The 21724-nt window shown below is 59.3% G+C and carries 19 protein-coding genes; 6 read left to right on the forward strand and 13 right to left on the reverse strand.

Translation table 11 applies throughout. The annotated features are described in order from the left end of the window. Positions 1-114 precede the first annotated feature (114 nt). The 4 genes from ACGK9W_RS08930 to ACGK9W_RS08945 form a co-directional block, all read right to left on the reverse strand. Positions 115-1161, reverse strand: coding sequence for a class I SAM-dependent methyltransferase (locus tag ACGK9W_RS08930; protein WP_008173127.1), 1047 nt, complete (start codon positions 1159-1161; stop codon positions 115-117). Between the two features lie 124 nt (positions 1162-1285). After that, positions 1286-1459 (reverse strand): hypothetical protein, encoded by a 174-nt coding sequence (locus ACGK9W_RS08935; protein WP_008173126.1) that lies wholly within the window; start codon positions 1457-1459, stop codon positions 1286-1288. Positions 1460-1579: 120 nt separating this feature from the next. Continuing rightward, positions 1580-2263 (reverse strand): carbonate dehydratase, encoded by a 684-nt coding sequence (gene can, locus ACGK9W_RS08940; RefSeq protein ID WP_008173125.1) that lies wholly within the window; start codon positions 2261-2263, stop codon positions 1580-1582. Between the two features lie 65 nt (positions 2264-2328). Next, positions 2329-7215 carry an NAD-glutamate dehydrogenase gene (locus ACGK9W_RS08945; protein ID WP_405420446.1) on the reverse strand — a complete coding sequence of 1629 codons (4887 nt, stop codon included), beginning with the start codon at positions 7213-7215 and terminating at the stop codon, positions 2329-2331. 163 nt (positions 7216-7378) lie between these two features. On the opposite strand from ACGK9W_RS08945, the gene ACGK9W_RS08950 reads away from it, so the two are divergent. Genes ACGK9W_RS08950 through ACGK9W_RS08975 form a run of 6 tightly spaced genes read left to right on the forward strand, consistent with a single transcriptional unit; the run spans position 7379 to position 14349 of the window. Beyond that, a complete protein-coding gene (locus tag ACGK9W_RS08950) occupies positions 7379-8341 on the forward strand; it encodes a MoxR family ATPase (RefSeq protein WP_008173123.1) in 963 nt (320 codons plus the stop codon). 37 nt (positions 8342-8378) lie between these two features. Then, positions 8379-9320 (forward strand): DUF58 domain-containing protein, encoded by a 942-nt coding sequence (locus ACGK9W_RS08955; protein ID WP_008173122.1) that lies wholly within the window; start codon positions 8379-8381, stop codon positions 9318-9320. Further along, positions 9317-9787 (forward strand): DUF4381 domain-containing protein, encoded by a 471-nt coding sequence (locus ACGK9W_RS08960; protein WP_008173120.1) that lies wholly within the window; start codon positions 9317-9319, stop codon positions 9785-9787. Before ACGK9W_RS08955 ends, ACGK9W_RS08960 begins: the two co-directional genes overlap by 4 nt. Beyond that, a complete protein-coding gene (locus ACGK9W_RS08965) occupies positions 9781-10812 on the forward strand; it encodes a vWA domain-containing protein (protein ID WP_405420449.1) in 1032 nt (343 codons plus the stop codon). Before ACGK9W_RS08960 ends, ACGK9W_RS08965 begins: the two co-directional genes overlap by 7 nt. Continuing rightward, positions 10802-12613 (forward strand): VWA domain-containing protein, encoded by a 1812-nt coding sequence (locus tag ACGK9W_RS08970; RefSeq protein WP_405420452.1) that lies wholly within the window; start codon positions 10802-10804, stop codon positions 12611-12613. Before ACGK9W_RS08965 ends, ACGK9W_RS08970 begins: the two co-directional genes overlap by 11 nt. Beyond that, positions 12607-14349, forward strand: a complete 1743-nt coding sequence (locus ACGK9W_RS08975) for a BatD family protein (RefSeq protein ID WP_008173110.1) — start codon at positions 12607-12609, stop codon at positions 14347-14349. Before ACGK9W_RS08970 ends, ACGK9W_RS08975 begins: the two co-directional genes overlap by 7 nt. A 3-nt stretch (positions 14350-14352) precedes the next feature. Here ACGK9W_RS08975 and ccmI read toward each other — a convergent pair whose 3' ends face one another. The 9 genes from ccmI to ccmA all read right to left on the reverse strand — a co-directional run bounded on the left by ccmI (position 14353) and on the right by ccmA (position 21596). Further along, a complete protein-coding gene (gene ccmI, locus ACGK9W_RS08980; protein ID WP_405420456.1) occupies positions 14353-15621 on the reverse strand; it encodes a c-type cytochrome biogenesis protein CcmI in 1269 nt (422 codons plus the stop codon). 68 nt (positions 15622-15689) lie between these two features. Next, the gene (locus ACGK9W_RS08985) at positions 15690-16163 is read right to left on the reverse strand and encodes a cytochrome c-type biogenesis protein (RefSeq protein ID WP_008173108.1); all 474 of its coding nucleotides are present in this window, start codon (positions 16161-16163) and stop codon (positions 15690-15692) included. Next, positions 16163-16699 (reverse strand): DsbE family thiol:disulfide interchange protein, encoded by a 537-nt coding sequence (locus tag ACGK9W_RS08990; protein WP_008173107.1) that lies wholly within the window; start codon positions 16697-16699, stop codon positions 16163-16165. Before ACGK9W_RS08990 ends, ACGK9W_RS08985 begins: the two co-directional genes overlap by 1 nt. Continuing rightward, positions 16696-18702: a heme lyase CcmF/NrfE family subunit gene (locus tag ACGK9W_RS08995; protein ID WP_008173106.1), complete on the reverse strand. Its 2007-nt coding sequence runs from the start codon at positions 18700-18702 to the stop codon at positions 16696-16698. The genes ACGK9W_RS08990 and ACGK9W_RS08995 overlap by 4 nt, the downstream gene beginning before the upstream one ends. 37 nt (positions 18703-18739) lie before the next feature. After that, positions 18740-19210, reverse strand: a complete 471-nt coding sequence (gene ccmE / locus ACGK9W_RS09000; protein ID WP_104270017.1) for a cytochrome c maturation protein CcmE — start codon at positions 19208-19210, stop codon at positions 18740-18742. A gap of 14 nt (positions 19211-19224) precedes the next feature. Further along, entirely contained in the window at positions 19225-19464 is a 240-nt protein-coding gene (gene ccmD / locus ACGK9W_RS09005) for a heme exporter protein CcmD (protein WP_053112452.1), read from the reverse strand. A 3-nt stretch (positions 19465-19467) separates the two neighbouring features. After that, on the reverse strand, positions 19468-20211 hold the full coding sequence (gene ccmC / locus ACGK9W_RS09010) for a heme ABC transporter permease CcmC (protein ID WP_008173103.1): 744 nt from the start codon (positions 20209-20211) through the stop codon (positions 19468-19470). Between the two features lie 31 nt (positions 20212-20242). Then, a complete protein-coding gene (gene ccmB, locus ACGK9W_RS09015; protein WP_405420462.1) occupies positions 20243-20968 on the reverse strand; it encodes a heme exporter protein CcmB in 726 nt (241 codons plus the stop codon). Then, the gene (gene ccmA, locus ACGK9W_RS09020; protein WP_053112454.1) at positions 20958-21596 is read right to left on the reverse strand and encodes a cytochrome c biogenesis heme-transporting ATPase CcmA; all 639 of its coding nucleotides are present in this window, start codon (positions 21594-21596) and stop codon (positions 20958-20960) included. The genes ccmB and ccmA overlap by 11 nt, the downstream gene beginning before the upstream one ends. Positions 21597-21724: the final 128 nt, after the last annotated feature.

The raw sequence follows: 21724 nt of genomic DNA on the forward strand, positions 1-21724 counted from the left end.
ATTCTAGAAATTAACCCTAACGTGGAAGGTGTTCACGCTGAACATCCCTTTTCCGGTTGGCTCCGTTGTTCTGGACGCGAACCTCTTGCCCCTCACCCCAGGGGCTTTTTTCGTTCAGGAACGTCGAAAAGCGCGATAAACGGTAAAACGCTGATTCTCCCGCAATCGTTCAACCGGGCCGATACAGCGCTTCATCAATGGCTCGTAGGGCAGAAAACTGTTCGCCACCAGGCGCACCTCACCACCCGGCGCCAGATGGCGCACTACCTCCCGAAGAAAACGCTCAGTCATCGACAGGTCTGTTCTGACACCAGAGTGAAAGGGTGGATTACTGAGAATAACGGGCCATGAACCCTCGATGCCCGGAAGGCCGTCCGAAGCCATGATCCGCCCGGAAACGCCATTGCGCTCATAGGTGGCCCTTGCACAGATAACGGCCTGGGACTGAACATCAATCCCGTCGATCGTCAGCCGGGGAAGGTCCTGCCGCTCTTGCCAGCGATGGAGCCAGGCACCGAGGACACCCGCACCACAGGCAAAATCCAGAACCGGGCCAGACCGCAGAGGCGCCCTGTCCAGCGTTTCCATCAGCAAGCGGGTACCGTCGTCCAGCTCACCAAGACTGAAAATACCGGGCAGTCCGGCAACATCCAGGTGAACCGACTGGCAGTCAATCCCGGTCCAGGTCATCCACTCCCGAAGCGAGAATTCTGGAAGAGGTTCGATATTCTCAGCACACCAGACCTGGCAATGCCGGGCGCTATCGGTCTTGGTAGCCTGCGGCGCCACGGCCTTGAGTTGTTTCACGGCCCCGGCAATGCCTTCTTTCTTCTCACCTACCAGCACCAGTCGAGCGCGGGGTGCTGCCAGCCAGCGTGCCAGGGCAAGACGCAGGTCAAGCTCCGCCCGGGCCTTGGGAAGAAAAACCACGAGTGTGTCAAAGGTATCGGCAGCCAGAGCAGGATCGTCGTAGCCAAAACAGATCTGCCAGCCGTCGCGCCCGCTGAGTGAGGCACACACACCGGCATGCTCACTCATTGCCATACCGCCAGCGGGCAAATCCGTCAGCAGCTCACCAGCGGATACGCCCAAAAGGGCCAGCCTCCCCTGCACAAGGTGGCGGTTTCGCAACAGGACTTCATGGGAATTGGGCAATGACATTGATGGGCTTATCCCGAGTGGGTAGTTCAAAGACGGGATATGCTAACCGGAATGAGCCCTCGCGTCTCCCTTGAAAGACGGAGACCGGAGGGCCTTCAGAGAGGAAATACCATCAAATCTTCAATCACTTGTAACGGGCAACCGTTCCAACCCTCAGGGCGTCCTCCGGTGACATACCCCAGTCCTCAGCCTGACCGGCATCAGACGATTTCCGCCCCCGACCCCGTGACTCCGCGCTGGCCGTGGCATCTTTCCTCTGGTTCAGAACTGTCAGGGCTTTTTGCATCAATTCTTTCATGGTCACACTCCTCGCTTACTGCAGTATCTACTCTAGCAAAGCAGGAGGTGACCAACTGTGATGACGCCGAGGGTCAGGAAGTGACGCCCTTCACGAATTTTTGACGCAATTTTACATTCTTCACTGCATGATTTTCTGGCGTCCAGAGCGTACCGGCCTCTGAACCAGCTCATCGATGCTGTTCTGCCGTACCCGCTCACGATCTTCCTCGCAGGCTACCGACAACCCCATATCCCGCAGAACCCCATCCGAGACATCGTAGACAAAGCCATGAACCGTGAGCGGCTGACCCCGCCGCCAGGCTTCCTGAACAATGCTGTTCTGGCAAACATGCCCCACCTGCTCAACCACGTTGAGTTCGCACAGACGGTCGACCCGATCCTGAACGCCCGGCAGGGCATCGAGTACTTGCTGATGCCGGTCACGGACATCCTGAACGTGTCGAAGCCAGTTGCTGATCAGTCCAAATCCTTCATTGAGCAATGCCGCCCTGACGCCGCCACAGCCATAGTGGCCAACCACCAGGACATGTTTGACCTTCAATACTTCGATGGCGAACTGCAGTACCGACAGACAGTTAAAATCCGTGTGGACAACCACGTTGGCCACGTTCCGGTGAACAAAAAGCTCCCCCGGCAGAAGATCGACGATCTGGTTGGCGGGCACGCGGCTGTCTGCGCAACCAATCCACAGGTATTCCGGTGCCTGCTGATTCGACAGGCGGGTAAAAAACTGCGGATCCTGGGCCTTGATACCGTCTGCCCAGGCCCGGTTTTTTTCCAGAAGATGGTCAAGCTGACCCATTATCCCACTCCGTTTGATGATTCCCGTCCGGCGATTGAACGGGAATACGCATCCCAAAGCAATACTCAGTTGGTCTGCACTTCCACCTCCGCATGAGGCTGATGCATGGTGCTCTGGGCCAGATCCAGCAACTCACGCAGGGCCACAGAGAACATGGCGTACTCCGGCTCCCGCACACCCTTGAGCTCGGAAAGCATGGATTTCCAGCGGTCGATCATCTGCTGATGGCGGGACAGCCACGCCTCCACGCAGGCCGGCACGTCTTCCGGCTTGTCTGCCAGCTTCAAGACACCGGTGGTTAGCGCCCGCTGCTGCCAGTCGAGATCTTCCCGGAAACTTTCCCGGGCCAGGGCCTGCCAGTGTGAGCCGGGCTGCAGCGATGCAATGGCGCTCGCGAACCAGTTCAGATCCAGGCGGTCACCCAGCTCATAGTAGAGATTGGCCACCGTCTTCAGTGGCATGCCAGAGGCTTCGTGGGCCTCGATGATACCCAGAGACGAGTACAGGTGGCCGGTACCCGAAACCACGGACGCCAGCTCTGATGGCAGCCCGGCATCCACCAGAGCCTGATGCCGTTTCTCCCAGGTGGTTTTCGCCTGATCACCAAGATACTCGGGCAGCCCCGCTGTAATCGCCCAGACGCTGTCGGCAAAGCGCTCCATGTGGTGCTGAATGCTCAGCTCCGCCCGACGGTTGCGTAACAGCCAGCGCACCGAACGGCGCATCAGGCGCATCAGGTCCTGCATCAGCTCCATCTGTAGCTGGGCTGAGACATGGAAATCCAGGGCTTCAATCCTGTCCCACCAGTTATCAATGCGGAACACGTCACGGGCGATAATCCAGGCCAGAGCAATAGAGGCGGCATCGGCCCCAGTAGACTGGTTCAAACGCTCCACAAAGGTAATCCCCATGTGGTTGACCATGTCATTGGCAATCTGTGTCGCGATGATTTCACGCCGCAGCTGATGCTCTCCCAGCTCCTTCGAGAATTTCTGGGTCAGATCCCTGGGAAACACCTTGTACATTTCACCGGCCAGCAGGGGATCGTCAGGCAGGGTGCTGTCGATCAAGGTCTGCTTCAGGTCGCCCTTCACATAGGAAATGAGAACCGACAGTTCCGGCCGGGTCAGCCCTTTCTTGTCCAGCTTGCGCTCGGACAGGGTCTCGTCATCGGGCAGGAACTCCAGGGCACGGTTGAGCTTGCCCTCGCTCTCAAAGGTATTCATCAGCCGGCGATACTCTTCCAGCCGGGTCGCTGCATCCTCGCTGGCAATACTGATGGCCTGGGTCTGCCGGTAGTTGTTCTTGAGCACCAACTCCGCGACGTCATCGGTCATCTCCTCAAGCATGATGTTGCGCTGCTTGTTAGTGAGATCACCCATGGCAACGGCCCGGTTGAGCAGGATCTTCATGTTGACCTCGTGGTCAGAACAATCCACACCGCCGGAGTTGTCGATAAAGTCCGTGTTCAGGCGTCCGCCCTTGAGCGCAAATTCAATGCGACCGAGCTGGGTAAGCCCAAGGTTGCCGCCCTCACCGACCACCTTGCAGCGAAGATCCGAACCGTTGATCCGCAGACCGTCGTTGGCCTTGTCGCCCACATCACTGTGGGATTCACTGGCGGCCTTCACATAGGTGCCAATGCCACCGACCCAGAGCAGGTCGACCTGGGCCTTGAGGATGTGCGAGATCAGCATGTTTGGTGGCACCCGATCCGATTTGATACCCAGCAGTTTCTTCATTTCCGGGCTGACCGGGATAGATTTTGAATTCCGGCTGAAAACCCCGCCTCCCTTGGAAATCAGCTTGCTGTCGTAATCGGTCCAGGCGGATCGCGGAAGTCCGAACAGACGCATCCGTTCCTTGTAGCTCTTCTCCGGATCCGGTGAAGGGTCGACAAAGATATGCACGTGGTTGAAAGCAGCGACCAGCTTGGTCTTCTCTGAGCACAACATGCCATTGCCGAAGACATCACCACCCATGTCGCCAATGCCGATGGCGGTGAACTCGTCCAGCCCGGGGTTGATGCCCATTTCCCGGAAATGCCGCTCTACAGAGACCCAGGCACCCCGGGCCGTGATGCCCATTTTCTTGTGGTCGTAACCATTGCTTCCGCCGGAGGCGAAGGCATCGCCCATCCAGAAACCGTATTCCGAGGCCAGACCATTGGCGATGTCCGAGAAGGTTGCCGTACCCTTGTCAGCCGCCACAACCAGGTAATGGTCGTCGTCGTCATGACGGATCACCCGTTCCGGCGGCGCAATGCCGGCATCCACCAGATTGTCGGTGATATCCAGCAACCCCCGGATAAATGTCTTATAGGCTTCGATGCCCTCGGCCTGGAAAGCCTCCCTGTCCGACGGATCCGGCAGGCGCTTGGCCACAAAGCCACCTTTGGCGCCGACCGGCACGATAACCGCATTCTTGACCTGCTGGGCCTTGACCAGCCCCAGAATCTCGGTGCGGTAATCCTCAAACCGGTCTGACCAGCGCAAGCCGCCGCGGGCGACCTTGCCACCCCGCAGGTGTACGCCTTCGACGCGCGGCGAGTACACGAAAATCTCGAACATCGGCATCGGAAGGGGCATGTCCGGGATCCGGGCAGGATCGAACTTCACGCTGATGTAGGGCTTGGGGCCGCCAGCCTCGTCTGTTTGATAGTAGTTGGTACGCAGGGTCGCCTGCATGAGCTCCAGGTAGAGTCGAAGCACCCGGTCTTCACTCAGATTCTCAACGTCTTCGAGGCCGGCATTGAATTCGATCTCCAGCTTCTGCTGGGCTGCCTCACTCTTCCCGGGGCTCTGGTAACGCTCCGGATTGAAACGTATTTCGAAAAATTCCAGCAGCAGGCGGGTCAGTTCAACGTGGTTCACCAGCGTGTTGGAGATAAAGGTCTGACTGTTGGAAAAGCGTATCTGGCGCATATACCGGGCGTAGGTCCGCAACAGCGCGATTTCCCGCCAGCTCATGTAGGAAGAGAGCAGCATCCGGTTGAAGGCGTCGTTTTCCGCTTCTCCGTACCACACCCGGCGGAACAGCTCCTCAAAGATCGGACGGATACGATGAATATCGACAACAGTCCCCTGGTGAGCCTGGAGCGTGAAGTCGTGAATCCACACCGTTTTGTTGTGCCGGTCGATGACCTCGAAGGGGTGTTCGCCGATAACCCGGAAGCCGAGGTTGTCGAAGATCGGCATCACATCGGAAAGCGGCAACGGTTCGTCCGGGTAGAAAAGCTTGAAATGCAGCGTGCTCTCGTCTTCTTCCAGAGCCCGGTAGAAGCTCATGGCAAGGTCATGATTGTTCGCCGATGAAGCGATATGCTCCAGATCGATCGCCGCTCGCCTTGGCGAGAACATATCGGTGTAGCTGGCCGGAAAACCGCCCGCCCACAAGCGATAGAGCTCATTGCCCTGCTCTTCGCCCCAGGCCTCACTCAGGGCTTCAGACAACCCATCACGCCAGGACTGGGCAAGCTCGATAACCTTTTCCCGGATCTCCTCCGTGGGCAGTTGGCGGTTCTCGACCTGGGGTACCCGGATGGTGAACTGGACCCGCGCAAGGACCGACTCGGAAAAGTGGGTGACAAACTCGACGTCTTCCGCTCCCAACCGGTCAACCAGCACCTGCTCGACTTTCAGCCGTAGTTCGGTGTTGTAGATGTCCCTCGGAAAAAACGCCAGGCAGGTCACGAACTGGCCATAAACGTCTTCCCTCAGGAACAATTCGATCCGGCGACGCTCCTGGATGTACAGGATACTTTTGGCCACCTTGAGCAGCTCGTCCTGCTCGATCTGGAACAGTTCGTCCCGGGGATACACTGTCAGGATCTGCTCGAGTTCTTTACCGGCGTAGTCGTCACGCAGAAAACCGGACCGTTTCATCACGCTCTGAAATTTACGGCGCAGCAGGGGAATCTCGTCCGGCCGTTCGTTATAGACACGGGCGGTGTAAAGGCCCAGGAACCGCCGTTCACCGACCACCTCGCCTTTGCTGTTGAATTTCTTGACTGCGATGTAGTCCGGGTAGGCGGGCCGATGCACCCGCGAGCGCTGGGCCGATTTGGCGAAGATGAAAATATCATCGCTTCGGGTCATCTCGTGGCGCGTGCGCTGCGGCAGTTCGTTCAGGCGAACCCGGTCCGGGCGCTCGTTATTGACCCGGAGGATACCCAGTTCGGAATTCTCTACCCGACGCACCACCATGCCACTCTTGTCCTTGGCAAAGTCGTACTCATCGTAGCCAAGGAACGTAAAATGGTCCCGGGCGAGCCATTCCAGAAACGCCCTGGCCTCTTCTTTCTGCTCCTCGTTAATGCCCGCCGTGGTGTTGTCCAGCTCACCGAGAATCTCGTTCACTTTCTCGGTAACTACCGGGAAGTCGCTGACAGCGATCCGCACCTCATGAAGCACGTTCTGCAGGGTATCTTCCAGATCACGGAGATCCTCGGGATTACTGTGCCGATCAATCTCGAGGACAATGAACGCCTCGTAGTCCGAACCGGAGGCTTTCTTTTTAGACGTGTGCAGCTTCTCGAGTTTGCCATTCTGGTCGCGGTTCACCTGCAGGATCGAGTGCTGGATAGAATGGGTACCGATCTCCCGGTGGTTGATCGCAATGCGCAGGGAATCGATCAGAAACGGAATGTTCGGATGCAGGATAAAAACAACGGTGTGGGTCGATTGCCAACCGTCACTCTCCAGGTCGGGGTTGAAAACAGCAACCGGAGTTTCCTCGGCAGACCGCTTCTGCAGAAACTGCCAGGCGGCCAGAACGGCGCCGTAGGTATCCGCAAATCGTCGACTGACCAACTCTTCAAGGGGAATATGAGCATAATGCTGCTTGGCAAATTCGCTGATTTTCTTGGCTTCGGTTTTGGAAATCTTCTTAGCGAAAGCGTCAGCCAACTGTTCAAAGAATTGATCCTTGCTGGCCACTGTCAGCGCATTCATGGTCGACCTCAGTTAGTGTGAAATAAACGTAATCGGCGTATCGTCACATAAGCATAGTCAAACCCTTGATTTTTGCCGGCCAGACGCCAAAACTTCGGCAACTACCTACGCACGATACGGGTTTCTCCGGAAAATCCTCAGATACAGAGAGCAGTCATTTCCAATGTCGCTACAGCATACGTTCGGTGAGTTACGGGAACAGTTAGCCAAACGGATAATCGGGCAGGAAAAACTGGTGGATCGTCTGCTGATCGCGCTTCTTGCCGACGGCCACCTGCTTGTAGAAGGCGCCCCGGGGCTGGCAAAAACCACGGCGATCAAGGCGCTTGCCGACCATCTGGAAGGCGACTTTCACAGAATCCAGTTTACGCCAGACCTGCTGCCCTCAGACGTTATGGGCAGTGAAATCTACCGCCCGGAAACCGGGCAGTTCGAATTCCAGCGCGGCCCCATCTTCCACAACCTGGTGCTTGCGGATGAAATCAACCGTGCGCCTGCCAAGGTGCAGTCTGCCCTTCTCGAGGCCATGGGTGAACGCCAGATCAGCGTCGGGATGCGCACGTTTCCGCTGGACCGGCTGTTCCTGGTGATGGCCACCCAGAATCCCATTGAGCAGGAAGGTACCTACCCGCTGCCCGAAGCCCAGCTGGACCGCTTTCTGATGCACGTGGTTATCCACTACCCGTCGGCGGAAGCGGAGAAGGCCATCCTGCAACTGGCCCGTAACGATTATCGTCACGGCCTTCCGAAAACGGACCTTCGCCTGACGCCAGACCAGGTGTTTGATGCCCGCGCGGAAGTCGCGAACATCTACATGGCGGAACCCGTAGAGCAATATTTGTTGGCCCTGGTGCTGGCAACCCGCGACCCGGCGGCACTGGACCCGGAACTGGCCCGGTGGACAGCCTTCGGCGCCAGCCCCCGTGGCACCATCGCCCTGGACCGCTGCGCCCGGGCGTTGGCCTGGCTAGACGGCCGGGATTACGTAACACCCGACGATGTCCGAGCCATGGCCTTCGATGTGCTACGACACCGCATCCTCCTCACGTTCGAAGCAGAGGCCGAAGGCATGACCGCTGACACGGTTATCGAACGGCTGATCGAACGTGTTCCGGTGAGCGCCTGAAGCCATCGACGGAAGCAAGACACGGGAGCCGTCAGGCATGGGCAACACCGACGCAATAACGCACATCGGCCTACCGGATCTGATCCGCCTGCAGGCAGACGCACGGGCACTGAAACTGCCCTCTGCCCGCCCGGTTCGGACGCGTCAGGCCGGCTTGCAGCGCTCGCCGCAACGCGGCCGGGGCATGGCGTTTGCCGAGGTACGGTTGTACCAGCCCGGGGACGACATCCGTAGCATCGACTGGCGGGTAACGGCGCGGCGTCAGGAGCCCCATACCAAGCTTTATGAGGAGGAACGGGAACGGCCCGTTCTTCTTCTTTGCGATCTCGGCCCAAGCCTGTTTTTTGCCAGTACCGGCGCCTTCAAGCAGGTTCGTTGCGCACAGATCGCCTCCATTCTGGCCTGGCTGGCACTCTGGTCGGGCGATCAGGTAGGTGGCATTGTCTTTAACGACGAGGCCCTGAGAGTGCTTCGCCCGGCGCGGCGGAAGAAATCAGTGCTGCGACTGCTGGATACTCTCGATGAACTGCAAAGAAGGGATAATCGAGGGCCGGAACAAAACGAGCCGTCCGGCCAGAGCCGCCTGGACATGGCACTGACCGAGGCTCGCAGGGTGGCCCATACCGGTAGCCGGATTTTCGTGATCAGCGATTTCCTGGATATCTCAGAGGAGACGGGCACCCTGCTCGGCGCGCTCGCCCGCCATAACGGCGTTAGCGCCCTGAGGATCGTGGATCCATTGGAAAAAGAGTTGCCGAAAAGCGGACGCTTTGCGGTGGCCGGCCCGGACGGACCGGTGTGGTTCGATGCCGGAAACCTCCGGTTCCAGAAGGCCTGGCACGAGAAAGTCACCAACCATGAACACCGGCTGGCAGAGTGTTTCCGTACCTCCGGCGTTACCATGGCAGAAGTGTCCACGGCGAATGACCCCGCAGCGACCCTCAAATTGCTGCTGGGACCCGGAGGCCGCATAGGATGAACCCGCAGGATCCACTCAGCCAGCTTCGGGACATTCACCTGCCTGAAACAGGGGGCCTCTGGCCTCCGGCGCCAGGTTGGTGGGTATTGGCCATTTTGCTCATTGCTGTGCTTGCTGCCCTGGTCTGGCTGTTTATCCGGCGGAGACAAAGAAACCGGTGGTTCCGCTCCGCTCGGGCCGAACTCGCCAGACTGGAACGATCAGCAGCCACGACCCCCGCGTGGTTCACACAACTGAACACCCTGCTGAAGCAGGCCGCCCGCGAGCGCTACCCGGAACAGCACCCGGAAGCGCTGACCGGCGATGCCTGGGTGGAATTCCTGTTAAAGACCGCCCCGAAGGACCGGGTTGCGTCCAGACCGGTCGCCGAAGCGCTGGTTCACAGTGCCTGGCGACCTGAGGTTTCAACCAAGCCGGCCGACGCCCTGGCGTTCGCCCGTTTGTGGCTGGGAGGTCAGAAATGCTGAATCTCGCCTGGCCCTGGGCTCTGGTTCTGGTGCTCTTGCCCCTGATTCTCAAATGGCGCAAGCCCGGAGCGCAATCGGTCGACGCGCCCGTGTTGCCGGTTGGCCACTGGCTGTCGGACCTGCCCGGTGTCAGTCGTCGTGGCAATGCCGTACCGCTCTGGCAGCAACTGTTGCTGTTCCTGATGTGGACGCTTCTGGTGGTTGCTCTGGCACGGCCGCAGCATGTGGGCGAGCAGGTCCAGATGCCCGTTTCCGGCCGGGATCTCATGCTGGTCGTCGACATCTCCCCCAGCATGGATGAACAGGATATGGTCCTTCAGGGCCGGAGTATTAATCGATTGCAGGCGGTCAAGCGCGTGCTTGATGACTTTATCTCCCGCCGCCAGGGTGACCGGTTAGGTCTGATCCTGTTCGGCACCGAGCCCTACGTACAGGCGCCGCTCACCTTCGATCTGGAGACGGTCAGAACCCTGATGCGTGAGGCGGGCCTTGGCATGGCCGGGCGCGCCACGGCCATTGGCGACGCCGTGGGCCTGGCAACGAAACGCCTGAGAAACCGGCCCCAGGATCAGCGCGTTGTGGTCCTGCTGACTGATGGCGCCAATACTGCGGGCGAAATCACCCCAGACAAAGCTACCGAAATCGCCGCGGCCGCCAGCATTCGCCTGTACACCATTGGTATTGGCGCCGAGTCCATGGTCCAGCGTGGGCTGCTGGGTTCGCGCCGGGTCAACCCATCCAGGGATCTGGACGAAAACCTGCTAACCCGCATGGCCCAGCAGACCGGCGGGGAGTATTTCCGGGCACGGAGCCTGCCGGAGCTGGAACTCATCTACGAGAGCATCGATCAATTGGAACCTATCGAGCTGGAGGGCAAGTTCTATCGGCCGGTGACCGAACTCTATGTCTGGCCCGCCGGGCTCGCCATTCTCCTGTGGCTGGCCCTGTTCCTGGTTCGCTATGGCCGGGAGCTTGTTGCTGACTCCCGCCGGAACGCGAAGGAGGATGATACGCATGTGGGCTGACTTTCATTTCCTGCGCCCGTTCTGGCTCTTGCTGATGCTGCTGGTTCCGTTCATGTACCTGGCCTTTCGACAGTTGCGTCTGGGCGACAGCGGCTGGTCACGACTGATTCCGGCCCGCTTGCTATCGCCGCTGATTCGCCATGATGGCAGCTCGGGAAAAGCGGCAAAATCGCCTCTGGCTCCGGCCACCGCTGCCCTGGTCATTCTGTCCCTGGCGCTGGCAGGGCCCGCCTGGCGGGAGGCACCTACTCCACTGAAACAACCCGGCGACAGTCTTGTGATTGCACTGGACCTCTCCCTGTCCATGCTGGCCACGGACGTGGAGCCTGATCGCCTGACCCGGGCCAAACGGAAAATCCGGGATATTCTCGAGCTCCGGGAAGGCAGCCTGACCGGCCTGCTCGTGTTTTCCGGCGACGCCCACGTGGTCACACCATTAACGGATGACGGTCGCACAATCGAGGGGATGCTCAATGTGCTGGACCCGGTCATCATGCCAGCCACAGGCAATCGGGCAGACCTCGCAGTTGCCCGGGCAAAGGAATTACTCCAGCAGGGCGCCCCAGGCGAGGGCCGGATCCTGATGATCACTGACGACATCAACGATCGTTACACCGGGACGATCCGGGACACCCTGTCTGGTACCGGTTACGTGCTCAATACTCTCGTTGTCGGAACCGAGGAGGGTGGCCCCATACCCCTGGCCCGGCGCGGATTTATCCGTGAAAACGGCGACATTGTTATCAGTCGGGCCAACCCGGAAGCGCTGTCGGACCTCGCTCGCAGCACCGGTGGCCAGAGCCATGAACTGACCCTGGATGATACCGATGTTCAATCCCTGAACCTGAGCCCGAAGGACAGTGACGACTGGCAGGCATCAGAAGACGGCCTCACGGTCAGTCGCTGGCAGGATGACGGCTATTGGCTGCTCTGGCTCGCCCTTCCCATGGTTTTGCTTGGCTGGCGCCGCGGTGCCTTCAGTGCCCTCGCCCTGATCCTGTTGCCGGTCTGGCCACAGCCGGCTGCCGCCATAAGCTGGGATGAACTCTGGCAACGGGAGGATCAGAGAGCCCCTGAGCTGATTGAGAAGAGCCCGGAAACAGCCGCCCGACGGCTGGACGACCCGGAATGGCGGGGTTCCGCACTGTATCGTTCCGGCCAGTTCGATAGCGCTGCCCAGGCGTTTGCCCGGTCACAGGGCCCGCGTGCCAGTTATAACCGGGGCAACGCACTGGCCCGTGCCGGCAAACTGGAGGAGGCTCTGGCCGCCTACGATGCGGCCCTGGAAAAAGCGCCGGACATGGCGGATGCCCGACACAACCGGAGGATTGTCGAGGAACTTCTGAATCAGCAGAACCAGAGCCAGGACGGCAGCCCGCAGGATTCCTCGGACTCCTCCGGCAACGAGGGAAACGAAGGCGACCAGCAACAAAACCGTCAGAATCAGGACGGAAACAGTGAGAGCGAGAATTCCGGCCGCTCAGGGAGTAATCAACAGCAAAACCCTGAAAACAGCCAGTCCTCGCCCGGCGACCAGGATCAGCCAAACAATCAGGCCGATGAGCAGAATCAGCAGGAGCCCGGTGAGGAAGGCAATCCCGAGCAGGCCTCCGGCGACGGGGAATCACCGTCAGGCCAGGCGCAGGCACCCGCCCCTATTTCTGAAACGCCGCTGACCCAGAGCCAGGAACAATGGCTCAGACGGGTGCCGGACAATCCGGGCGGCTTACTGCAGCGCAAGTTCCTGCAGCAGTATGAACAACGCCAGACTCCATCCGATGAGGGCGATACACCATGGTAAAACGGCTGATTACACCCGCCGTCTGTCTTTTTCTGCTGACGGCACTCTTAACAGTAATCTGGCTGCCGGCCCAGGCACAGACACAGTCACAGCAACTGACGGTCGAGCCCGACCGGACCCGCCTTTACGAGGGTGAGGTCCTCACACTGACCGTGAAGGGCAGCATGGAGATCGATATCAACCTGGGCAACCTGTTTGACTTCGACATGTCCAACCTGCCCAAGCCGGATATCGAGAAAGTGGAACCGGATTTCGAGATTCTGGCCCAGAACCAGCAATACAGTATCCGCACCGTGAACAACCAGATGGTGGGCGAGATTACCTGGACCTACCAGCTCGCACCCAAAACCACCGGCAAGCTGACCATCCCGGCGCTCACTTTTAAAGGGGCAGTGTCAGAGCCGGTAACGGTGGAAGTGGTGGATGGCTCACCCCCGGATCAGGCCGCACCCGGCCGCGACAGCTTTATCGAGCTGTCTGCCGACAAAGATGAAGTGTATGTGCAGGAGCAGTTGATTCTGACCGTTCGGCTTTTCTTCCGGGGCAACCTTATTCGTGGAGAGCTGTCCGAGCCGACCCATCCCCATGTCATCATTGAATCCCTGGGCCGGCAGCAGGAATTCTCCCGCTATCGCAACGGTGTGAGATACCGTGTTGTGGAACGCCGGTATGCGCTATTCCCCCAGCGAGCGGGGACCCTCAACCTTCCTCCAGTACGTTTCGAGGGCCAGGCCAGAGACGCTTCCGGTAGCCTCCGTTTTCTGCGGGACAGCGAGGAGCTGTTTGAGGTGCCGGTCAAGGATGTACCACCACAATTCAGTGGTAAAACGTGGTTACCGGCAACCGGCGTAGCGCTTGAAGAGTCCGGGCTTCCGCCGTCTCTGGAAGTCGCCACCGGCGAAAACATTACCCGCGAAATCCGGCTGACGGCAGCGGGACTGCCCGCGGAGGCCCTGCCGCCCTTGCCTGATGCCGTACCAGACGGGTTGAGAAGTTATCCCGAAGAGCCGGAACGTCAGACCGAAACCACACCCGCTGGCCTCACATCCTCACTGAACCAGTCCGTAGCTCTGGTGCCTGTTGAGGCTGGGCAGATGACCCTGCCTGCCATTCGCATTCACTGGTGGGACACGGAAGCGGACCGCGAACGTGTTGCCGTGATACCGGAGAAAACACTGACCGTAAAAGACCCGAATGCCGTTGCCGCCGGCGAACCGCCGCAAGACGCTGATGTAGAGTCGGCCCCGGAACCGGACGTTGCCGCCACTGAAGCATCGGTTGAAACCGCCTCGGCCGAAACCGGGCTCTGGCAGTGGCTCAGCCTGGTGTTGGGGCTTCTCTGGGCCGGCACCCTGTTGGCATGGTGGTGGTCACGCAAAAGCCAGACAGTCACGCCGATCTCGACCGACGACAGGCATGAAGATGCTGCCTTCGACCGTCTGATCAAGGCCGTGAGGGATGGCAGAGCAGTAACACCGGAACTTCTGGTGGAATGGGCAAACCTGCACGCCCCCGGCCACGGCTTCCGTTCGGCGGCCGACGTTGTCGATCATTTTGGCGACGAGACACTGGCAACGGAACTCAGACGGCTCCAGGCCAGGCTCTTTGCGCCCGGCCACGAGAACGACACCTGGGATGGTCGGCCATTGGCAAGGGCTCTTGAGCAGCTCCGGAAGCACAGGCGGTCGCAAACCAGCGCGGACCTGCCTCCGCTCTACCCAAAAGGCCTGTCCTGAAGATTAATCGATCAGTTGCTGATCGATCACAACCGCTACCGGCGCGTCCTGGCTTTCGTTTACCGCCACGGGCGTGTCGGTGCTGCCCTGCCAGTCACCCGCCTGTGCGTTGACACTGCCGGAACGACTGAGATGGGCCGTCACGACGACCTGGTCAACACTGGAAATGGTGGCCTGGGGTGACATCGCATACCGGTCGTCCAGGCGAATTTCCACCGGCAACTGGTCTGCTGTCAGCCGCGCAACGGCCAGCGGAGGCCCCTGCCGGACATTGGCCTGACGCGCAAAAAGAAACAGCGTGGTATCCGCCGGCACCTGGTCCTGCAAGTCCTCGGCGAGCGTCACTCGAACAGTAACCCCGACACCGGATGCTTCAGGTTCGGCCACCCGCGCCGGCGGTTCCTCACCCAGACGGGTGTAGGCTTCACGAATCCCTTCCTGTATGGACGCGATCTGCGGGTGGTCCGGTGCAACGGTTTGTATTCGCTCCCAGAACTCGATGGCTTCCCGGTAATTCTCCTGGCTGAAGGCATTGATACCCAGCAATCCCAGGGCATTGACTTCATCCGGGTTCAGGTCACGAGCCTGTTCAATGGCCGCGGTGACCTCTTCCGTCATGGCACCCTGGCTACCGAAGAACAGCGCCTGGGCAGAAAGACCATAAGCGACGGCTTCTGCCCGCTCATCGTCACTGACATTGTTGGCCAGTTGCCTGAACGCCCAGGCCGCATCATCATAGCGCTCCAGTCGCATGTAGGTGCGCCCCAGCATTGCCCAGCCATCCGGATTATCCGGGCTGGCTTCCAGCCGGTCCCGGAGCTGTCCTGACAGTTCAATCATCTGGGCCTGTCTGAATCCGTCGGTGGCGCCCATCTCCTCCATGGTGATGAACTGCTCAACCCGGTCCATCGCCCCCCAACGCTCATATAGGTAAACGGTAGCCGCCGGGATCAGAAGAATCGCCACCAGCGCCACTGCCATGGCACTTTTTCGGCCACGGATTACAGGCCGCGCCTGTTCCTGTTCCGGCACATCGTCCAGCATGCTGCCGGCGAGCTCTCCCTTGAGCTGGCGGTAATTCTCGTCATCCAGAATACCGGCCTCGTATTCGCTATCGAGTTCCTTCATCCGGGAGCGGTAGGCCATCAGGTTCTGGTTTTTCAGATCCGTCTGTTTTCTCGCACCCAGCTGATGGAAAAAGACCGGGTACATCACAAACATAAGGGCAAGAATGATCAGTACCGTTGCAGCAATCCAGAAAGTGTCAGTCATGGAGTTTCAATCACAGGTTCAGAATTAAGAATGAGGTGGCGACCAGGGCATTCCGGGTAAAGCCAGCGTCAGGACCATCTGTCCCGGTCTGCCAGCATTTTGTCGACCCGGGCTTTTTCTTCGGCACTCAGCGCTGGGCTTTCCGGCCCGGCCCGCCGGGAGCGGATGACCACACCGGCCACCACGAGAAGCCCACCCAGCACAGTAATGGCCGGGGTCGCCCAGAGTAAAAAGGTCCGGCTATCGAATTCCGGCTTGTAGCGGACAAACTCACCGAATCGGCCTACCAAGGACTCAACGATCTCCTCGTTGCTGGCGCCGTCTTTCATCATCCGGTAGACCGCATCGCGCATATCCTTGGAGATAGGCGCGTTGGAATCGGCGATGTTCTGGTTCTGGCATTTCGGGCAGCGTAATTCCGCGATCAGGTTTTGGTAACGCTGCTCCTGAGCCCGATCCGAAAAATCGTATACGTCGGCCACCTCGGCTGCAGCGGCACCGGAAAGCAGAAGCACCAACATCAAATAAACGATCCGGACCATCAGCCATTCCCCTGAGCGTCATTGAACACAGGCAGCAGCGTTTGTTCCCAGACCGCCTTATTGACCACACCCACATGGCGATAGCGAACCACGCCTTCGGCATCAATCACGAAGGTTTCCGGCGCGCCGTATACCCCCAGATCAAACCCGAGTGTGCCCCGGGGGTCATAGATGATTTTCCGGTAAGGGTCGCCCAAACGGTCAAGCCACAACAGCGCATCCTCGCGGTTGTCCTTGTAGTTGAGACCAATGATGTTGACGCCTTTCTCTTCGGCCAGCCACATCAGGTCGTCGTGCTCGTCCTTGCAGGCGGGGCACCAAGTGCCCCAGACATTCAGCAGAGTGACCTGGCCACGAAACAGGCTCTGATCGAGCACGACATCAGCGTTGTGCAAATCTTTCAGACTGAACTCTGGCACCGGTTTGCCAACCAGAGCCGATTCCAGTTTGGTCGGATCCTTGCCGATACCCGCGAACAGCACGACACCAACAACAAGGGCAATCAGCAGTGGCAGAAAGAGCAGGAACCGCTTCATGAGGTAACTCCAGCGGACGTCGCAGAACCTGGCTCAGGCGCGACAGTATCGGTCTGCACCTTCGTGTCAGCTCCCTCCCGGATGCGGTAGCGGCGATCAGCGATAGCCAGGAAGCCGCCGGCTGCCATAAACAGCGAGCCCAGCCAGAGCCAGCGAACAAGCGGCTTGTATTGCAGCCGGATGGCCCAAGCCTCGTCGGTGATGCGCTCACCAGTGGCCACGTAGATGTCCCGGAACAGACCGGCGTCGATATCGGCCTCGGTCATGACGCTCATCCCCACGGAGTATTGGCGCTTCTCGGGATGAAGCACGGAAACACGCTCGCCATCCAACATGACATCGAAGGTGCCATATTGAGCCGTAAAGTTAGCGCCCTGGCGCGCGCCGATATCCCTGAATACAAAATGATAATCGCCGACGGTCGCGACATCGCCCGGCACCATGCGAACATCACGCTCAATGCCGTAGTTGGAAACCACCGTAGCCCCCGCCATGGTAATGGCCAGGCCCAGATGCCCGAGCACCATGCCGTAATAGCTGCGGGACTGCCGCTTGAGGCCGTGCAGACGGCCTTTTCGGGACGATGATTTTTCCCAGAGATCCCAGAAAGTAGCAACGGTTACCCACATGGCAGAAAACACGCCGAGGAAAGCCCAGGGCTTGAACCCACCATAGCCGATCAGGACCGCCGTGGTGGCAACGATGCTGATTGCCAAGGGCCACAGCAGTTTGCGCGCCAGCCAGCCACCATCGGTTTTCTTCCAGCGGGAGAAGATACCAGCGCCCAGCAACAGGCCCGTTGCGACGGCCAGTGGGCTGAACGTCAGATTGAAGAACGGTTCACCGATCGACAGTTTGCCCAGTTCCAGATAATCAAGAACCAGCGGATACAGTGTGCCGACCGCCACCAGAATCGTGGCGGAAACCAACAGTACGTTGTTAAGAAGCAGGAAAACCTCTCGGGAAAACGAGCCGTAGCGCGACCGGACGTGAACCACCGGCGCCCGGAACGCATAGAGCGCCAGGCTTGCGATCACCGTTACTGCCAGCAGGCCCAGCAGGAAGGTGCCCCGCTCCGGGTCCGCCGCAAAAGAATGCACAGAGGTGAGCACGCCGGAACGGACCAGGAAAGCGCCCAGCAGACTTAGTGAAAAGGTGACAATGGCAAGCAGTACGGTCCAGCTCTTGAACACGCCGCGCTTCTCGGTAACGGCCAGCGAGTGCATGAGTGCAGTCCCCGACAACCAGGGCAGCAACGATGCATTTTCGACCGGATCCCAGAACCACCAGCCGCCCCAGCCCAGCTCGTAGTAGGCCCACCAGCTCCCGAGGGCGATACCCAGAGAGAGAAAGGCCCAGGCAACCGTGGTCCAGGGGCGCGACCAACGGGCCCAGGCGGCATCGAGGCGGCCATTGATCAGCGCAGCAATGGCAAAAGCGAAAGCAACGGCAAAGCCGACATAGCCCATGTAGAGCATCGGCGGATGCACGATCAGCCCGAAATCCTGGAGCAAGGGGTTCAGATCTGCGCCATCGGCGGGCACATTGGGCAACAAACGGTCGAACGGATTGGAGGTAATCACGATAAACAGTAGGAAGCCGACGCAGACCATGCCCAGCACCGAGAGCACCTGGGAGATCATCACCGCCGGCAGGCGACGGCTGAAAATAGCGACCGCCAACGTCCAGCCCGCCAGCATCAGTATCCAGAGTAGCAGCGAGCCCTCGTGACCGCCCCAAACAGCGCTGAACTTGTAATACCAGGGCAACAGGCTGTTACTGTTATTGGCCACATAGGCCACCGAAAAGTCGTCAGTCACGAAGGCATGGGTCAAGACGGCAAAAGCAAGCCCCACGAAGACAAACACGCCGGACGCCAGCGGCCTGGCGAACGCCTGAAGATTGTTTCTGCCGGTCAAAGAACCGGCCAAAGGGACTACAGATAGAAGCACTGCCAACAACAGTGCGAGAATCAGTGCAAGCTGTCCGAGTTCGGGATACATTAAAGGCCTCCAGAAACCAGGCTGTTAGATAAATCGGTTAGTAGGACACGGTTTCCGCACTGCCACTGGCTGCATGCCGACCCTTCGAGGCCTTCTCCAGCGCATCCGCGACTTCCGGCGGCATATAGTTTTCATCGTGCTTGGCCAGCACTTGATCGGCCACAAAGCGGCCACTTTCATTCAGCCTGCCCATGGCAACCACACCCTGCCCCTCGGCAAACAGATCCGGAAGGATACCGGTGTACTGAACCGGCACAGACGCGTTGAAGTCGGTCACCTTGAACTCAACCATCAGGCTGTCCGGATCACGCAGAACCGAGCCCTCCTCGACCATACCACCGGCCCGGATTCTGACATCCACCGGCGCTTCGCCGGCGGAAATCTGGGTGGGGTCGTAGAACAGATTGATGTTCTGTCGCAGCGCATAGGTGGTCAGACCCACAGCGATGGCCAGCCCCACCAGCAGGAACAGGACAATAGTCAGTCGCTTTTTTCGGATTGGATGCATCAGATATCTGCCTTTCAGTCTTGGGAAACCTTGACGCGGGTGAAGGACGCTGCCGAAGCTGACGCAGCCTGCGGGTCCTGCCGGCCTGCCTGAAACTCATAACCGCGACGGCAGGCCTCAATAGCGGCGTTGCGGCGACGCAGAGACCATACCATAAGGCCGATCATCAGCAGGAAAAATACGGCGTAACAGGCCCAGACATAGGGCCCGTGACCTTCCATCACCATAAATGCCGAAAAGGATTCAAATGCCATGCTTCAGCCCCTCCCGGCCAACACATAATCTTTAACCCAGCGCGTTCTCTGCTCGCGCAGAAGAATCTCGGTCTGCATACGCAAACAGGCCAGCCAGCCGAACAGCAGGTACAGCCCGAGTACCGAAAGGAGCAGCGGTACCCACATTTCCGCCGGCATGGACGGCTTTTCAGTCAGTTTGAACGTCGACGGCTGATGTAACGTATTCCACCATTCAACGGAGTACTGGATAATCGGTATATTCACCACCCCGACCAGAACCAGCACCGATACAGCCCGCGCCGCGGATTTTTCGTCGTTGATTGCCCTGTCCAGGGCAATGACACCACCGTACAGGAACAGAAGAATCAGCATCGAGGTCAGCCGGGCATCCCAGACCCACCAGGTACCCCAGGTGGGCTTACCCCAGACCGCTCCGGTAAACAGGGAAAGAAAGGTCAGTACCAGCCCCACCGGTGCGACCGACTTGACGAATACATCCGCCAGCTTCATGCGCCAGACCAGAGTGACGACAGCCGCCACCGCCATCATCACGTAGACCGACTGGGCGAGAAAGGCCGTAGGGACGTGGATGAAAATAATGCGGTAGCTGTTGCCTTGCAGGTAATCCTTGGGAGCATAGGCCAGCCCCCAGACAATGCCTGCCATCAACAGCAGGATGCCACCTGCCAGTAGCCAGGGCATCAGCCGGGCTGCAATCCCGAAGAACCATTTGGGAGAACCCAGCTTGTGAAAAAATTGCCACATCAGATGGTTACCGTCCTACCGTTACCTTGTTTTACCCGTTGAACAGGCTGATACGCAGCGCCGCTGCCGATGCAAAGGGTGCCAGGGTCAGTGCCAGCACCAGAAACGCGCCCATCAGGGCCAGATAGGCTCCCACGGGAGCGCCCTCTGCGGCCGAAGCCACCGTACCTGTTCCGAAAATCAGGACGGGAATGTACAGCGGAATGATCAACAGAGACAAGAGCACCCCTGCCGACCGTAATCCAAGCGTCAGCGCCGCGCCGATTGACCCGATCAGACTCAGCACCGGTGTACCGATCAGCAGCGTTAGACACAAAACTCCGATGGAGTTCCCGTCAAGATGGACCATTACGCCCAAAACCGGCGTTAGCACCACCAGCGGCAAGCCTGTTAACACCCAGTGCGCCGCTGTTTTCGCCAGTACCAGTAGAAACAGGGGCTGGGGCTGAAGCACAAGTTGCTCGAGCGTGCCGTCGTCAAAATCATGGCGAAACAGGTGGTCCAGCGACAACAACACCGATAGCAACGCCGCTACCCACAGGATACCGGCCCCGGCCTCCCGCAGAAATGACACTTCCGGGCTAACCCCCAGGGGAAAAAGGGTTACGACCATGACAAAAAACAACAGCGGATTGAGCAGATCCTGGCGCTGCCGGAAGGCCACCTTCATATCCCGGGCAAACACGGTCTGCATTGCCGCCAGCGCACCGACGGTGTCTTGCCGCAAAGTCAGTGCCGGCCTGCAATCAGCATTCATCGGTCGACCCTCCGCCCAACACAATGCGTTGCATACCGGGCAATCTGAGATCGTGATGGGTCGTCACTACCACCGCACCTCCCTCGGCAGCCCGTTGTTGAAGCAGCTGTTCAATGGCGCTGACACCGCTGGCATCAATGGCGGTAAAAACTTCATCCAGCAGCCAGAGCGGCTCGTCGGCAATCAACAGGCGCGCCAGGGCAACCCGTCTTTGCTGCCCCGCCGAAAGATTGCGACAGGGCACATCCTGGAACCCGGTCAATCCGGTGCCATCAAGCGCCTGACGCAGAACGGGATCTGGCAGCGGCCGCCGCCCGGCCGTCAGTGCCCGGAGATTCTCCATCGGTGTCAGCAACGGCTTTATGCCAGGCCGGTGGCCAAGATACAGGGTATTGCGGAGGAATTCTTCCCGCTGGGCAGACCTGGACTTGCCGCACCAGAGCAGATTGCCGGACCAGGCGTCGTTCAGGCCGGCCAGCATTCGCAGCAGCGTGGTCTTGCCGGAGCCGTTCGGCCCCTCGACACGGGCGACCGTACCGGGCAGTATGGAGAACGACAGGTCACGGAACAGGATCCGTTCATCCCGCTCGCACTGCAGATCGACAGCCTGTAATAACGGCTCAGACATCAGGACCCCGTAACCAGGACGATGCGCGTGAAGACGGCATCGGGTGCATTCGTGACAGCGGCGACCATGAACATTGTTCGCGCATGACCTGCCGGCGCGGAGTATTATAACAAAAGCGCCGGCGGATT

The organism is Marinobacter flavimaris (assembly GCF_045057155.1).
In the GTDB taxonomy this organism is placed as follows: Bacteria; Pseudomonadota; Gammaproteobacteria; order Pseudomonadales; family Oleiphilaceae; genus Marinobacter; species Marinobacter manganoxydans.

Coding starts and splice junctions, on each gene's coding strand:
- ACGK9W_RS08930 (WP_008173127.1), bottom strand. CDS start 1,161: ATGTCATTGCCCAATTCCCATGAAGTCCTGTTGCGAAACCGCCACCTT.
- ACGK9W_RS08935 (WP_008173126.1), bottom strand. CDS start 1,459: ATGAAAGAATTGATGCAAAAAGCCCTGACAGTTCTGAACCAGAGGAAA.
- can (WP_008173125.1), bottom strand. CDS start 2,263: ATGGGTCAGCTTGACCATCTTCTGGAAAAAAACCGGGCCTGGGCAGAC.
- ACGK9W_RS08945 (WP_405420446.1), bottom strand. CDS start 7,215: ATGAATGCGCTGACAGTGGCCAGCAAGGATCAATTCTTTGAACAGTTG.
- ACGK9W_RS08950 (WP_008173123.1), top strand. CDS start 7,379: ATGTCGCTACAGCATACGTTCGGTGAGTTACGGGAACAGTTAGCCAAA.
- ACGK9W_RS08955 (WP_008173122.1), top strand. CDS start 8,379: ATGGGCAACACCGACGCAATAACGCACATCGGCCTACCGGATCTGATC.
- ACGK9W_RS08960 (WP_008173120.1), top strand. CDS start 9,317: ATGAACCCGCAGGATCCACTCAGCCAGCTTCGGGACATTCACCTGCCT.
- ACGK9W_RS08965 (WP_405420449.1), top strand. CDS start 9,781: ATGCTGAATCTCGCCTGGCCCTGGGCTCTGGTTCTGGTGCTCTTGCCC.
- ACGK9W_RS08970 (WP_405420452.1), top strand. CDS start 10,802: ATGTGGGCTGACTTTCATTTCCTGCGCCCGTTCTGGCTCTTGCTGATG.
- ACGK9W_RS08975 (WP_008173110.1), top strand. CDS start 12,607: ATGGTAAAACGGCTGATTACACCCGCCGTCTGTCTTTTTCTGCTGACG.
- ccmI (WP_405420456.1), bottom strand. CDS start 15,621: ATGACTGACACTTTCTGGATTGCTGCAACGGTACTGATCATTCTTGCC.
- ACGK9W_RS08985 (WP_008173108.1), bottom strand. CDS start 16,163: ATGGTCCGGATCGTTTATTTGATGTTGGTGCTTCTGCTTTCCGGTGCC.
- ACGK9W_RS08990 (WP_008173107.1), bottom strand. CDS start 16,699: ATGAAGCGGTTCCTGCTCTTTCTGCCACTGCTGATTGCCCTTGTTGTT.
- ACGK9W_RS08995 (WP_008173106.1), bottom strand. CDS start 18,702: ATGTATCCCGAACTCGGACAGCTTGCACTGATTCTCGCACTGTTGTTG.
- ccmE (WP_104270017.1), bottom strand. CDS start 19,210: ATGCATCCAATCCGAAAAAAGCGACTGACTATTGTCCTGTTCCTGCTG.
- ccmD (WP_053112452.1), bottom strand. CDS start 19,464: ATGGCATTTGAATCCTTTTCGGCATTTATGGTGATGGAAGGTCACGGG.
- ccmC (WP_008173103.1), bottom strand. CDS start 20,211: ATGTGGCAATTTTTTCACAAGCTGGGTTCTCCCAAATGGTTCTTCGGG.
- ccmB (WP_405420462.1), bottom strand. CDS start 20,968: ATGAATGCTGATTGCAGGCCGGCACTGACTTTGCGGCAAGACACCGTC.
- ccmA (WP_053112454.1), bottom strand. CDS start 21,596: ATGTCTGAGCCGTTATTACAGGCTGTCGATCTGCAGTGCGAGCGGGAT.